This window comes from Paenibacillus terreus, from assembly GCF_042138595.1.
In the GTDB taxonomy this organism is placed as follows: Bacteria; Bacillota; Bacilli; order Paenibacillales; family Paenibacillaceae; genus Paenibacillus; species Paenibacillus terreus.
This window is the reverse complement of record NZ_JBHIRX010000007.1, coordinates 1-13,174: the sequence shown is the minus strand read 5'-3', so window position 1 is coordinate 13,174 and position 13,174 is coordinate 1. Positions and strand designations below refer to the sequence as shown.

Genomic DNA, 13,174 nt, shown 5'->3' with positions numbered 1-13,174 from the left:
GTGAATTGCAAAAAAAGCAAAAAGGGGAAACCTTCCGCTGAACGGGAGGTTCCCCCTGGCAAGGGATTATATCTAAAATTCGTCAAGCCCGGGCAGCTCCTTGACATACTTGTCCGAAAGCTTCATCCATTTCCTGATATATTCATACTCGGGCTGATAGGGCGACAAATCCTTGACCGGCTGCAGCGTTCGGATTGATACCGCCTTGCCGTCCTTAAAACCCTTTTTGCCTGCGATAAATAAAATATCATTATTAAAAAACGATCCTGTAGGCAAATAATAACGGATACCGATAATATTGTGGTCTATGTTCATCAGATCATGCCCGAAGGCGGTAAACCCTTCTTCCGCCAGGTCAATGCCCATGATGTTGGCCACGGTCGGCAAAATATCCACCTGTCCGCCCACCTGTTCAACCACCCGCCCGGACTGGCCGGGAAGATGAATCATCAGCGGCACGTTGAATCTGGTGATATGACGGTGGTACGGAATGCCCAGCGCCTGGCTGATCTCCTTGGCCTTGAATTTTTTGCGGTTCAAGCCGAAATGGTCACCGTACACAACAACGACACTTTTATCCCATATACCGCTCTTTTTCAGACCGTCGATAAAAGTACCTAACGCATAATCCGCATAGTTCGCGGCCGACAGATAATCTCCAAGCGGCTGGCCTTCCAGCCGTTCTGGCAGCTTCAGCCGTTTGTGTCCGGCAGGCATGGTGAAGGGAGCATGGCTGGAGGCGGTAATAAACTGGGCGTAAAACGGTTTCCATCTGAACTGCAGTGCTGTCAGCTTGTTCAAGCCTACCCGGAAAAGCTCTTCATCAGAAGCGCCGAAGCGGTTGAAGTTTTGCTTGCGAAAATAAGGCTTGTCATAATACTTATCGAAATTCAAGGCCTTATACAGCTGATCCCGGTTCCAGAAGGTAATATTGTTGACGTGAAATGTCCTTGCCGTATAGCCCTGCTTGTGCATCAGCCGGGCCAGACTTGGCAGCTTTTTTTCGCTGTAAGCATAGGACATCGGTTTATTGCCGACAGGATACACGGAGGTATTGCTCAAAAACTCGGCATCCGAGGTATTGCCCCGTCCCATTTGCTGAAATATGTATGGGAAATACAGGCTTTCCGCGGCCAAACGGTTCATGACCGGCGTCAGCTCTTTGCCATCTATGGAGGTGTTTAACAGAAAATTTTGCAAGGACTCGAGCTGAACGACGATCAGATTGCAGCCCTTTCCCGCCCCGAAATAGGCTGGCGCCCCCGCTTTTTTATATTTCCGGTAAGGATAAGTCTCCTCCATTTGCTGAATGGCCTGGATGGTGGACTGCAGGCCCGTATTCATCGTGCTTATCTTCTTTTTTGCCGGTGCATGACCTTCATGGTAAGCAATGCCTGCGAACACGGCCAGACCGGCCAGGGCAGTGGCGGCAATCATTCCGAGCTTCCATTTCCGCAAATTCTTTTTGGCCTTAGACATATGAATAAGTTCACACTCCCGATTGTACCGCAGCGGTTCTCAAGGAAAAGATCTGGCTTGTAAACCAGGCTCTCCGAATGATGGTTACTGTTTGGACTGATCGTCATTTTGCAGGTTTAAAGCCGTATCCGCTGCCCGCAAATCCGCTTGCAGCTGTTTGTCGATATCATGAACCTCGTACCAGCCTTTTTTATGCATATAATCAAAAATTTGCTCATGTAATGTCACCGCTTTGCTGAGCTGATCGCAAAGCATACTGCGTGTTTCGGAGGTCGCTGCCTGGGTCAATGCCATGGCGCAGTTCATAATGCCGCTTTTCACAGAGGCCAAAAGCTCTGCGGCAATCATCTGATCCGTTAACGTGTTCTTGTCCGATTTGTGTTCAGCCTTTATTTTTATCATTTTGTGCTCCTTCGCCTTTTTGGGCTCCTTCGTCTTTTTGCTCGAAAGCTTCTTTTAGCTGTTTCACGTCTTCCATTCCATATTGAATGTCTGTCAGCAGGATGCTTTTCAGTTCATCTTCCTGAACCTGGGGCAGCATCATTTGACTCTTGGTCAGGCAGCCTGTCTTAAATACAAGCAGCTCGTGCAGCTCCAGCTTTTCATGCACACCGAAACCTCCCGCTGAACGGGAAGTACCGTTCATGGAGTCATTTGACATGCTCTCGCCTCCTTATACGTTCTTGTTTATTTTTCCCGCCCTGCACCCTATCCATGTACTGTACGGAAATTAACTTTTTTCCAGACTGAAAAACAGAAAATCCCGTCCCAGGCATCTGTGCCCGGAACGGGATTGCATTCATCGAACTTTACTTGTTTGCATTTTCTTTCGTAACCAGCTTCAATTCAGCAGGGATGGACTTCGCGATCTTCTTGCCGTCCAGCACATCACGTGCCGCCTGCACCGACAGCTGGCCGATCAGCTCAGGTTGCTGGGCAACGGTCGCCGTCAGTTTTCCCTCCTGGATCGACTTGATCGCATCATCGTTGCCGTCAAAGCCGATGACCGGAATGTCCTTGCCGGAGCTTTGAATCGCCTCAATGGCTCCGAGCGCCATTTCGTCATTATGGGCAAATACCGCCTGCACGTCAGGGTTGCCCTGCAGCAGGTTTTCCATGACATTCAGCCCCTTGGAGCGGTCAAAGTCTGCCGCTTGCTTGGCCACTACATTAAGCTGCTTGTCGGCAATTTCGTGGAAGCCTTTACCCCGTTCACGGGTTGCGGATGCACCCGGTACACCTTCCAGCTCAATCACCTTCGCTCCCTCGCCGACCTGATCGACGATGTACTGCGCCGCCATGCGTCCGCCCTTAACGTTATCGGATGCCACCAGTGCCGCAACTTCACCTTTATCGGCCGAACGGTCCAGCGTAATGACCGGAATGCCGATGCTGTTGGCGGACTGAACGACGGTGGAAATGGCTGCGGAATCCGCCGGATTGATAAGCAGCACGTTTACTCCCTGCTGAATCAAATCATCCACGTCATTGGTTTGCTTCGCGGAATCGTTCTGCGCGTCGACTACAATGACCTGCATGCCCAGTTTGGCCGCCTCGGATACAACTCCGTCCTTAAGGGATACGAAGAACGGATTGTTCAGGGTTGAAACCGACAGGCCGATTTTCACTTGTCCCTGGCTTCCGCCGGAATTAGGCTTCGCCCAGCCCGGAGGCTCCAGGGAGCAGCCGGCCAGAACAATCATCAATGCGCTTACAAGCAGGAATATAGTCAGTTTTTTCATGTTCGTCTCTCTCCTTAAGCCGTTTTCTTGCGGTCCAGCAGGACGGCAATGGCAATAACGACACCTTTGACAACCATTTGATAGAAGGAGTTAACCCCCAGCAGGTTCAAGCCGTTGTTCAGTACACCGATGATCAGCACACCGATGAGTGTGCCTACGATCCGGCCCCGTCCGCCTGACAGGCTCGTTCCGCCCAGCACGACGGCAGCGATGGCATCCAGCTCATAGGACGTACCAGCTGTTGGCTGCGCCGAGTTCAGGCGGGAGGTCAGAATTGCGCCGGCCAGTGCGGACAGCATGCCTGCCAGCGAGTAAATCATGATTTTGACACGCGGCACTTTAATCCCGGAAATGATGGAGGCTTTCTCATTACCCCCGATGGCGTAAGTTTTACGGCCAAAGGCTGTTTTATGCAGAATCATCCACAGAATCAAAAAGGTAATCAGCATCGTGACGGCCGGAACCGGGATACCAAACAAATAACCGCGTCCAAACAATTGGAACAGCAGGCTATCGCCCAGTCCCGTGATCGGGTTCCCATCCGTATACACAAGTGTCAAACCTCTGAATACCGTCATGGTAGCTAATGTGGCAATAAAAGGAGCCATTTTGCCCTTGGTGATCATGATGCCGTTCACCATTCCCATGACACCGCCGAGCGCTACCCCGATAATGATGGACAGAATCGGATCTACACCGGACAGCATCATGTTGGCGACAAAGGCGCTCGACAATGCAAGGATGGAGCCGACCGACAGGTCGATGCCGCCGGTCAGAATCACAAACGTCATACCGAAGGCAATCAGCGCGTTAATGGAGACCTGGCGCAGCAGGTTTAATATGTTAAGCGGTTCCAAAAAGCTGGGATTTAATACCGAAACAATGACGATCAGAATGATCAGTCCGAGCAGCGGGCCCAATTTTTGTGTCAGATTGGTAAGGCGGAAGCCGCCTTTGGCTGTTTTGTTGTCCTGCAAAGTTGTCATCTCATTGCCCCCCTGTGGCCAATGTCATAATGTTTTCCTGTGTTGCTTCATCCCTGGCCAGATCACCGGTAATATGTCCTTCGTGCACCACCGCGATCCGGTCACTCATGCCCAGCACCTCGGGAAGCTCCGACGAAACCATGATGATCGCGACACCGCGGTCTGTCAGTTCATTCATCAGCTGATAAATTTCCCGCTTGGCTCCCACATCGACGCCTCGTGTCGGCTCATCCAGAATAAGCACGCTCGGTCCGATGCCGACCCACTTGGCGATGACTACCTTCTGCTGGTTGCCGCCGGACAGGTTCCGGGCCGCTGTCTCCGAGGACTGGGTTTTGATCTGCAGCCGCTTGATCAACGTGTCAACGAAATCCTGTTCTTTCTTGGCGGAAATAAAACCTTTGGCTGAAAAGCTGAACAGATTCGGCAAGGCCATGTTCTCGCGGATGGAGAAATCCAGCACAAGCCCTTCATCCTTGCGGTCCTCCGTGATAAAGCCGATTCCGTGTCTGACGGCATCGTCTGGCTTGCGAATGTGAACCTTCTTGCCGCGAATCAAAATCTCCCCGCTGTCCAAAGCATCAAGTCCAAAGATGGCGCGCATGATCTCGGTGCGCCCTGAGCCCATAAGCCCGGAGAAGCCGAGAATTTCGCCCGCTTTTACAGAGAAGCTGACGTTTTGAAACAATCCTTTGCGGCTTGCATTGCGTACCTCCAGCACAACTTCCCCGTATGAAGGGTTTCGCGCCGGATACCGTTCCGTGAGCTCACGTCCAACCATCTTCCGTACCACTTCATCGAAGTTGGTCTCCGGGATCGGTTTGGTATCCACGGTTTTCCCGTCACGCATCACGGTAATTCGGTCACAGATGGTGAAGATTTCCTCCATCCGGTGCGAAATATATACGATGGATACCCCGTTTTTCTTGAGCGAAGCAATGACATCGAACAGCTTGCGGATCTCGCGTTCCGTAAGCGCTGCAGTCGGTTCGTCCATGATGATCACCTTGGCATTCGTCATCAGGGCCTTGGCGATTTCAATCATCTGCTGCTGTCCGACCGAGCATTCGCCCGCAGGACGTTCCAGCGGAATTTGGACCGCCAGCTTGGCGAATTGCTCTTGTGCGAGCGCTCTCATCTGTTTCGTATTGAGCAGTCCTAGGCCTGAAGTCAGTTCCTTGCCGATAAACAGGTTCTCAAGCACGGTCATTTCCGGCCACACGTTAAGCTCCTGATGGATGAAGGCGATTCCCTGCTGCTCCGCTTCCTTCGGGCTGCCATAATAGGTTTCCTTTCTATCAATCTCAATGGTGCCTTGATCCCGCTGATGCAAACCGATCAGAATATTCATTAATGTGGACTTGCCGGCTCCGTTCTCGCCCATCAAGGCATGAACTTCGCCTTCCTTCAATTCAAAGTCCACTCCGCTTAGCACCTGATTCGTTCCAAACGCTTTATGAATGCCTTTCATCTGAATATGCATGATACAGCCCTCCTTTTAACCGAAATTGACACCAGCCTGCAAAATACAATTGGCATATGGCGTCGCTTCTCCCGTGCGGATCACCGCTTTGGCATGCCGGGTAAGCGCTTTAAATTGCTCGTGACTGATAGAAGCGTTAACTGTGCCGGTACCAAATTTATCCGTAATAAACTGCAAAGCCTCTGCATTTTCATCCTTGATTTCTTGCGCCAGAATGACCTTTTCGATCACCATATCCTCAGCAACCAGGTCAACAACCTCCCGGAAGCCGGGAGTACCCAGCTTTAAAGCCAAATCGATTTTGGGCACTCCATCGGGTACGGGCAAGCCGGCATCGGCAATGACGATAATGTCCGTATGACCAAGATCAGACAGCACTTTGGAAATATGGCTGTTCAGCATTCCATGTTTCTTCATTACAGGCTCTCCTCTACTTCACGGCGTGTCGGCATGCCGCCCTGTGCTCCGAATTTGGTAACAGACAGCGATGCCGCCCGGTTGGCGAAACGTATGCTTTCCTGAAGCGGCTTGCCTTCCGCCAGAGCCACGGCGAATGCCGCGTTAAATGTGTCGCCCGCGCCGGTAGTATCTACCGTCTCCACTTTGTAGGCTGGAACTACGATCTCCTGCTCCCCGTCAAAATAGCGAACTCCTTTGCTGCCCTCCGTAATGAACAGCTTGTTCGGATATTTACGCAACACTTCTGCCGGGGTCAACCCCTCAAACAATACTGCAGTTTCATGCTCGTTCGGTGTGATATAAGCGGCATTGTTGATAACCTCTTCCGGCACGCTTCTTGCCGGCGCCGGATTCAGCAGCAGCGGAACTCCGCTCTCGACGCAAATGGCGCTTACATGAACAACCGTTTCCTCCGGAATTTCCTGCTGGATCAGTACAATGTCGGCGCTGCGGATCGCTTCAGCCGCTTTGTCCACATATGCGGGCGTAACTTCATCATTAGCTCCTTTGACAACGACAATGCTGTTGTCGCCTTCCGCCAACACGATATGAGCTGTTCCGCTTTCCATATCTGTAACCGGTTCCACATACCGTGTACTTACAGAATTGGCTTTAAAATTATCCAAAATAACCTTGCTAAAATGATCGTCGCCTACCCGTCCGATCATGGTTACCTCCGCGCCGAGCCTTGCCGCAGCTACGGCCTGGTTGGCGCCCTTGCCGCCAGGAACGGTTTTAAAGCTCTCGCCCAGCACAGTTTCTCCTGCACCCGGACGCTTCGAGGATGTAACAACCAGATCCATGGAACTGCTGCCGATTACGCAAATTTTAGCCATTCGCAATCACCTTTCTCGTTGTGCCTCTTTCGATAAACTCGACGGGCATCTGTATATTTTTATGATCGATTGGAGTCTGTTCTATAAGCTTGATAAGCAGCTCGGCCGCTTCCCTGCCCATCTCGTAAGCAGGCTGGCGGATGGTCGACAATGCCGGCGACAGCAGGCTGCTCAAGGGAATATCGTCGAAGCCGATAATCTGCAGATCCTCGGGTACCCTTCTTCCGATCCGCAGCGCTTCATGCAGCACCGCTGTCGCCGTAATGTCATTGCTGGCAATGACACCGTCGGTATCGCTGTGCTTGCTGAACAGCTCTTCCGCCCATAATGCCGCTTCGTTAAAGGAAAAGGACGCAGTCTGCACCACATGGTAGTCCATGCCGGTCTGGCGGATCGCTTCGACCGCGCCTTCAAAACGATCCTGCGCAGGCCTGATATGTAGCGGACCCTGCATGACCGCGATGCGGCGGCTGCCGCGCCTGATGATTTCTCTGGCGGCAAGACGGCCGCCTTCTCTGCCGTCCGCATAGACAGACGGGCTGTCCAGTGGTGTTCTGTCAAGGAACACGACCGGGATTTTCAACTTTTCATATATTGAAGAGTGAGGATAATTCGTCGAAGAGACTAGACCGACAACATTATTTTGGATAAAAGTCTGGATATAATCCTGCTCCTTCTCTTCATCCTCATCGCTGTTTCCGAAAATCAGCCTGAAATCCTGCTCCTGCATCCGGTCCTCAACACCGCGGGCCAGCTGTGGAAAATAAGGGTTGGCGATGTCCGGCAGCAGCAGGCCAATCAGCTTGGACTTGCGTTTGTATAAGGAACGTGCCACTTCATTCGGCGAAAAATTAAGCTGCTTAACGGCTTCCTCCACCTTCTTGCGTGTATCGGCATGCACGTAGCCTCTTTCATTGATGACTCGTGATACGGTGGCTACGGATACGCCAGCCAGAACAGCTACATCTTTGATTGTTGCCATGATATGATCACCTCAATGTGTAACCGGTTACAGCATTAAAAATATCATACTTTTTTCGGTTTGACAATTTGTTTTTTTCTGGGAATCGAAAATTGCGTTATACGTAATGATCTTTTATAATGAGATAGTTGTAACTGATGGAGTTATAGCTATTCGGAATAATGGAGGTTTTCCTCATGATGATTGAAGTTTGGTCTGATTTTATGTGCCCTTTTTGCTTTATCGGCAAACGCCGGCTGGAAAATGCTTTGGCACAGTTTGAGCATAGGGATCAGGTTAAGGTACAGTTCCGCAGCTTTGAGCTTGACCCCACCGCTGCCAGGGATTCCAAACGAACCATGCCGGAGGAGTTGGCGGCGAAATATGGAGTAAGCGTGCAGCAAGCCGAAGCGATGAATAAAAATCTGGAGGATCAGGCACGGACTGTAGGCCTCAACTACAACCTGAATGCAATCGTCCCCACCAACTCCTTTGACGCGCACCGCCTGACTCACTGGGCGGACACTCAGGGTAAAATGGCAGAGCTAAGCGAACGGTTGTTTAAAGCCGTACTTGAGGAAGCACAGCATATCGGGAGCGTTGAAGTGCTGGCTGATCTGGCCGCGGAAGCCGGTCTAGACCGTGCCGAAGCTGCTGCTGTTCTTACCGGCGACCGGTTTACAGAGGAAGTACGAAGAGACGAAGCGCAGGCGCAGCAGCTCGGCATTAACGGCGTCCCCTTCTTTGTACTAAACGGAAAGTTCGCCGTCTCTGGAGCCCAGCCGGATGAAGTATTTGCCGATGCGCTGCAGCGAGCCTGGAACGAGCAATCTCCATTTACAATTGTGGAATCCCAAGACCAGCCAGACAGTGCTGTCTGTACAGAGGATGGCTGTGAAATTCCGCAAGGAAACGGAAAAGAATAAGATCATAAACAGCGGCAGCCATGAACGAAATGCATCGTCCCGGGCTGCCGCTGAGTTAATGATATGATCGTTTCGCACAGGTGCGAAATGAACTGTCCTCTGCCTACTTCAGCTTGCTTAATTTTTCAATCGCCAGTTGTTCGTCAGGCAAGAAAAAAATATCGTTTCCGCCGTTGCACTCGTATACGAAGTCTTTAAAGCTGCGGCTGGTATATGCCGAGAAATCGCCGATAATGGCGACCTTCACGTGATAATTGATGAACTTCTGCAGAACTTCGCCTGCGAGCCGTGTTTTCAAATCGAAAAAGCTTTCGCTCAGCATCGATTTGGGGATTACCATGCGATCACAATCTGTTTCATACCGTACGGTTGCCATAAAATCCAATGCCGATTGAACATCCTCAATCCTGATCTCGCTGTCATTTACGACGGCAATCGTCTCTCCGTTGGCTTCTATTTTTGCTATATTCATAATCCCCCTCCTCACGATAAGCCTACACGATAAGCCTATTCTTCAGCTAATATATATTACGGATCGCCTGTTCGTCAATTTTCCAGCTATGGCAGCGGCACAACATGCCTTTCGGGAAGAAATACATTTTCCTTGGCAACGATCTCAGACGGATTATAGCCCCTCAGATCAATTTCGAAGGCGGATAGCCCGATATTCCATTTATCGCGGAAACGCTGTGCATTTTCAAGAGACTGCAGCCTGTATTCCCTGGTTCGTGCTGTACCCGAAAAAGAGCCCTGACCCTCATGATAAATAAACGTATCCTGTGCGACCCACAACGTGTTGCCTGCAGCCCGCGCCCGAATGGAAAAATCATCATCTTCATAGTTTCCCGGATAAAAGCGTTCATCCAACCCGCCAATTAAATCCAGCAGGCTGCGCCGGAACAGCATGCAAAAACCGATCAGCTTGTGTGGAAAAAAGCCCTGGCCCGCAAAAGCCAGTTTCCGTTCATGAGCATAGGAGTCAATGTCCTCGATGGACGTACCTTTCAGGTCATACACACATTGTATGGGAGCTACATTCGTCGACACCGGCCCTACAATTCCGCGCCGCGGATCAGCATTCAACGATTTCAGCAGCCTACACAGCCAGCCTGCCGTAACCACGGTATCATTATTAAGAAGGAGAATGTAATCTCCGCTTGCAGCCTTTATTCCCTGGTTGCAGCCGGCGGCAAACCCCCTGTTCTCTTTATTTTCAATCACCCTTGCCTTGGGCACGGTCTTTAGATAGACCGCCGTGTCGTCCGTTGAGGCATTGTCCACAAATATGATTTCAAAAGGAACATCCGTATGCCTGAAAATACTGTCAACACATCGCCGGGTCATGTCCGTCTTATTATGGGTCAACATAATGATGGATACCAGAACCATTCTGCCGTTACCTCCTTCTCATTAAAATCCTGAAGTATCTAAAATAAAGGATATGATCGGGTTCAAAGGTGAATCTTCAGGAAGCAGAACCCCAAGGCCGTTGTTGGAATGAAGCAGGTGAAGGCGCAGGGGAACCGGGGACTGCTTCATAAAGTCCTCCACTGCTGTAAGCACTCCATTCCGCTCTCCATATTCATGTACCGCATTATGCACCATCCAATTAAAAGCTCCTTCCACAAGCGCTGACGAGCCAGGCACAATCCCCTTCAGCTCGCAAGGTTGACGGAACTCCTCCGGTACTGTTTCAGGATTGTAATACATATCCCTCCGTCCGTAGGGCCAAGCCGTATCGTGCAGCAGAACAAGCGGGAACTGCCCGCTTTTTTCAGCCATTTCGGACACTTGCTTTAACTCATGGTAAACGGTATACCAGTTATGGTCGCCGTCGATAAGAATCATGTCATAGCTTTCAATTTGAGGCAGTGCATTGAGGCTTAAATCCTGGTAAAGCTTGAACTTCTCTCCGTACCAAAGCTGCGCCCATTCAACTTCAAACTTTGGCAGAGGATCGATCACATGGCATACCGCATCGTAATGTTGGCAATAATCGAGCAGCTTGACGGTATTCAGGCCTGATAGTGATCCGATCTCAACAATGCTTTTTGGCTGATGGGCGGTTATGACGGGCTTAATCACCTTTTCCCAAAAACGATGCATTTATTTCTCTCCTTCAACCGGTAAATAGGTGTTCAGTTTGTTTACCTTATGTTGAATGGGAACAAAGAGTGATCAGGAACACCTGTTCGTTTCCTTTTTCGATGGTGCGAGTGCAGACTTGGGAGTGAGCTGGTATGATGCAGGATTGCGTTTTTAACTATTTTGAATTTTTCATATATTGAATTTTGTTTTTGTAGTGCAAATTAATTTTTTTTCAGAAAAAACCACTCTTTTCAGCCTGATTTCGCAGTATAATGAAAAGCATGCTGTGCTTTATAGCTTTAATGAACCAGACAGAAAGAAGATGAACTTCCATGATTTTAACGATTTTGCTCAATGTGGTCCTGCCCATTGTGGTGCTGATCGGCTTCGGCTGCATCATGCAGTATTCCTTCCGGCTAGATCTGTACACGCTTGCCAAAATCAATTTTTACTACATAACACCGGCAGTTGTATTTTTCAGCTTGTATCAATCGAACATTTCGATGGTGCTGCTTGGTGAAGTGGCCCTTTTCTACGCCATTTATATATTCATTCTTTTCCTGATCAGCTGGACGGTCGCACGCTCGTTGAAATACTCTCCCGGCATGAGGGGGGCCTTTACCAACAGCGTAATGCTGGACAATTCGGGCAATTACGGGATGCCGATCAATGAGCTGGTCTTTAAAGGAGAACCAACCGCCGTTTCCGTGCAGGCGCTTATCATGACCTTTCAAAGCTTTATCACGTTCACCTACGGCACCTTTGTGGTCCAAAACGGCAGCTCCAACGCCAGAAAGATTTTGCTGAACTTTCTGAAAATGCCGGTGCCCTACGCGCTTATTCTCGGCCTGCTTTTGAATGTGCTGCATTCGCCGCTGCCTGCCATGCTGACCGAGCCCTTGGGATATATAAGCCGCTCCATGGTTGCTATCGCTCTGCTGACCCTGGGCGCGCAAATTGTACAGTACCCGTTCCGGCTGCGCCGGACCGCTGTATATCTCAGTATGATTCTGAGGCTGCTGGCCGGCCCGGTGGTCGGATTTGCCGTCATATTCCTGCTTGGTCTGAAGGGCGTTCCTGCCCAGGCACTGCTCATCGCTTCGGGGATGCCGACGGGTGTCAATACGTCCATTCTGGCAGAGGAATACAAGAATGAGCCGGATTTCGCGGCACAGACCGTGCTGCTCTCCACGATCGTCAACGTGCTCACGATGACAGTCCTGATTACTTTGGCCAATCATATGGGGTAATTCACTGTCAGGTGCAGGGGGTGCCGACCTAAGGTCGTGCACCTCTTTTTTCTGTTTACGGTGGGAAGCTGCTTGGGGCACAAAAGAAGATTCGGGGGAGATCTTTTCTATTATGAATTTTTCATATGTTGAAAATAACAACTCAAATTTCGCAGAGTCTAAATCCACTTAAACCTGTATAGCTTCTGGGTTCTGAAGAATTCGAATCCCCTCCTTGCAAATTTGCCGATTTCATGCTTCGAAAGTTAAGGCTTGATAGTCAAGGCGCCCGTCGATCGTGGCAAGGCATGTGAACTTGCTGCCCGGAAGCCTTGCACGATTATCCCGTTAGATCAGGTAAAGAAAAACAGAAAGGAAAAATAGAAGACCGGGAACCGAAAATAGACTTTAGGCGCGTTAAAGAAAATAACGGATCAAGTGTGGCACGAAAATGCCTGTTGTTACGCTATTCAGGACCATCGAACGGGTCTATTATTTTGGGGTTGTGCCTTATGGAGAAGTAGATCGGTTCGAGATCATGAGGCGATCTTAGGAGAAAGCAGATCGGTTCAAGATTATGAGGTGATCTTAGCAGAAAGCAGAGCGTTCAGGTGATGTGAAGCTGACCAAGAGAGAAGGAGGGAGCGGATCAGAGCCCTGAAAAAATATAAGACCCCGGCCCTCGTTGCCGCTTGAACCTGAATTTTTCCGATGTCCTCGTTCATGCTAACCCACACCGTTCAAGCCACGCCATCATACTCGCTTTTCCTCGTTCAAGCATTGTGATCAGGACGCAGCCGCAAGAGGCTGAACCGGTTGGCGCGCGATCAATCGGCGGTAAGGGATCGCAGGAATCGCCGCGCCCATGGACAGCAACTTATGCCACATCGTTTCTTCCGCTCCGGGCAGGCGCAGTCGGCGGCGTATGGTGTACTCGTTGAGGTACGCCTGCAGATGTTTGGTGCCCAAGGCAATATATGTACGC

Annotated in this window: 14 protein-coding genes and 1 pseudogene; 2 read left to right on the top strand and 13 right to left on the bottom strand. The window is 50.3% G+C overall.

The genetic code is table 11. The features are described from left to right. Positions 1-72: 72 nt before the first annotated feature. The 9 genes from ACE5KN_RS14115 to ACE5KN_RS14075 all read right to left on the bottom strand — a co-directional run bounded on the left by ACE5KN_RS14115 (position 73) and on the right by ACE5KN_RS14075 (position 7,967). Entirely contained in the window at positions 73-1,479 is a 1,407-nt protein-coding gene (locus tag ACE5KN_RS14115) for an LTA synthase family protein (RefSeq protein ID WP_375523783.1), read from the bottom strand. A gap of 84 nt (positions 1,480-1,563) precedes the next feature. Beyond that, positions 1,564-1,881: a spore coat protein gene (locus tag ACE5KN_RS14110; RefSeq protein ID WP_375523782.1), complete on the bottom strand. Its 318-nt coding sequence runs from the start codon at positions 1,879-1,881 to the stop codon at positions 1,564-1,566. Further along, positions 1,862-2,140: a hypothetical protein gene (locus ACE5KN_RS14105; RefSeq protein ID WP_375523781.1), complete on the bottom strand. Its 279-nt coding sequence runs from the start codon at positions 2,138-2,140 to the stop codon at positions 1,862-1,864. The genes ACE5KN_RS14110 and ACE5KN_RS14105 overlap by 20 nt, the downstream gene beginning before the upstream one ends. Positions 2,141-2,288: 148 nt before the next feature. Further along, entirely contained in the window at positions 2,289-3,221 is a 933-nt protein-coding gene (gene rbsB, locus ACE5KN_RS14100) for a ribose ABC transporter substrate-binding protein RbsB (protein ID WP_375523780.1), read from the bottom strand. A 14-nt stretch (positions 3,222-3,235) separates the two neighbouring features. Beyond that, positions 3,236-4,207, bottom strand: a complete 972-nt coding sequence (locus ACE5KN_RS14095) for an ABC transporter permease subunit (protein WP_375523779.1) — start codon at positions 4,205-4,207, stop codon at positions 3,236-3,238. Position 4,208: 1 nt separating this feature from the next. After that, positions 4,209-5,690 carry a sugar ABC transporter ATP-binding protein gene (locus ACE5KN_RS14090; protein ID WP_375523778.1) on the bottom strand — a complete coding sequence of 494 codons (1,482 nt, stop codon included), beginning with the start codon at positions 5,688-5,690 and terminating at the stop codon, positions 4,209-4,211. Between the two features lie 15 nt (positions 5,691-5,705). Beyond that, a complete protein-coding gene (rbsD, locus tag ACE5KN_RS14085; RefSeq protein ID WP_375523777.1) occupies positions 5,706-6,107 on the bottom strand; it encodes a D-ribose pyranase in 402 nt (133 codons plus the stop codon). Continuing rightward, the gene (gene rbsK / locus ACE5KN_RS14080; RefSeq protein ID WP_375523776.1) at positions 6,107-6,985 is read right to left on the bottom strand and encodes a ribokinase; all 879 of its coding nucleotides are present in this window, start codon (positions 6,983-6,985) and stop codon (positions 6,107-6,109) included. The genes rbsD and rbsK overlap by 1 nt, the downstream gene beginning before the upstream one ends. Then, on the bottom strand, positions 6,978-7,967 hold the full coding sequence (locus ACE5KN_RS14075; RefSeq protein WP_375523775.1) for a LacI family DNA-binding transcriptional regulator: 990 nt from the start codon (positions 7,965-7,967) through the stop codon (positions 6,978-6,980). The genes rbsK and ACE5KN_RS14075 overlap by 8 nt, the downstream gene beginning before the upstream one ends. Before the next feature lie 176 nt (positions 7,968-8,143). Between ACE5KN_RS14075 and ACE5KN_RS14070 the strand changes: the two genes are divergently transcribed. Continuing rightward, a complete protein-coding gene (locus ACE5KN_RS14070; protein WP_375523774.1) occupies positions 8,144-8,872 on the top strand; it encodes a DsbA family oxidoreductase in 729 nt (242 codons plus the stop codon). Between the two features lie 103 nt (positions 8,873-8,975). Here ACE5KN_RS14070 and ACE5KN_RS14065 read toward each other — a convergent pair whose 3' ends face one another. The 3 genes from ACE5KN_RS14065 to ACE5KN_RS14055 form a co-directional block, all read right to left on the bottom strand. Next, the gene (locus ACE5KN_RS14065; RefSeq protein ID WP_375523773.1) at positions 8,976-9,344 is read right to left on the bottom strand and encodes a DUF4180 domain-containing protein; all 369 of its coding nucleotides are present in this window, start codon (positions 9,342-9,344) and stop codon (positions 8,976-8,978) included. Between the two features lie 86 nt (positions 9,345-9,430). Further along, entirely contained in the window at positions 9,431-10,261 is an 831-nt protein-coding gene (locus ACE5KN_RS14060) for a glycosyltransferase family 2 protein (protein WP_375523772.1), read from the bottom strand. A 21-nt stretch (positions 10,262-10,282) separates the two neighbouring features. Continuing rightward, complete coding sequence (locus ACE5KN_RS14055; protein WP_375523771.1) at positions 10,283-10,978, bottom strand: class I SAM-dependent methyltransferase; 696 nt, start codon at positions 10,976-10,978, stop codon at positions 10,283-10,285. 314 nt (positions 10,979-11,292) lie between these two features. On the opposite strand from ACE5KN_RS14055, the gene ACE5KN_RS14050 reads away from it, so the two are divergent. Then, positions 11,293-12,210, top strand: a complete 918-nt coding sequence (locus ACE5KN_RS14050; RefSeq protein WP_375523770.1) for an AEC family transporter — start codon at positions 11,293-11,295, stop codon at positions 12,208-12,210. Between the two features lie 765 nt (positions 12,211-12,975). Here ACE5KN_RS14050 and ACE5KN_RS14045 read toward each other — a convergent pair. Next, a pseudogene (locus ACE5KN_RS14045) lies at positions 12,976-13,174 on the bottom strand (hypothetical protein); the annotation flags it as partial.

Coding starts and splice junctions, on each gene's coding strand:
- ACE5KN_RS14115 (WP_375523783.1), bottom strand. CDS start 1,479: ATGTCTAAGGCCAAAAAGAATTTGCGGAAATGGAAGCTCGGAATGATT.
- rbsD (WP_375523777.1), bottom strand. CDS start 6,107: ATGAAGAAACATGGAATGCTGAACAGCCATATTTCCAAAGTGCTGTCT.
- ACE5KN_RS14050 (WP_375523770.1), top strand. CDS start 11,293: ATGATTTTAACGATTTTGCTCAATGTGGTCCTGCCCATTGTGGTGCTG.
- ACE5KN_RS14105 (WP_375523781.1), bottom strand. CDS start 2,140: ATGTCAAATGACTCCATGAACGGTACTTCCCGTTCAGCGGGAGGTTTC.
- ACE5KN_RS14095 (WP_375523779.1), bottom strand. CDS start 4,207: ATGACAACTTTGCAGGACAACAAAACAGCCAAAGGCGGCTTCCGCCTT.
- ACE5KN_RS14060 (WP_375523772.1), bottom strand. CDS start 10,261: ATGGTTCTGGTATCCATCATTATGTTGACCCATAATAAGACGGACATG.
- ACE5KN_RS14070 (WP_375523774.1), top strand. CDS start 8,144: ATGATGATTGAAGTTTGGTCTGATTTTATGTGCCCTTTTTGCTTTATC.
- ACE5KN_RS14065 (WP_375523773.1), bottom strand. CDS start 9,344: ATGAATATAGCAAAAATAGAAGCCAACGGAGAGACGATTGCCGTCGTA.
- ACE5KN_RS14055 (WP_375523771.1), bottom strand. CDS start 10,978: ATGCATCGTTTTTGGGAAAAGGTGATTAAGCCCGTCATAACCGCCCAT.
- rbsK (WP_375523776.1), bottom strand. CDS start 6,985: ATGGCTAAAATTTGCGTAATCGGCAGCAGTTCCATGGATCTGGTTGTT.
- ACE5KN_RS14075 (WP_375523775.1), bottom strand. CDS start 7,967: ATGGCAACAATCAAAGATGTAGCTGTTCTGGCTGGCGTATCCGTAGCC.
- ACE5KN_RS14090 (WP_375523778.1), bottom strand. CDS start 5,690: ATGCATATTCAGATGAAAGGCATTCATAAAGCGTTTGGAACGAATCAG.
- ACE5KN_RS14110 (WP_375523782.1), bottom strand. CDS start 1,881: ATGATAAAAATAAAGGCTGAACACAAATCGGACAAGAACACGTTAACG.
- rbsB (WP_375523780.1), bottom strand. CDS start 3,221: ATGAAAAAACTGACTATATTCCTGCTTGTAAGCGCATTGATGATTGTT.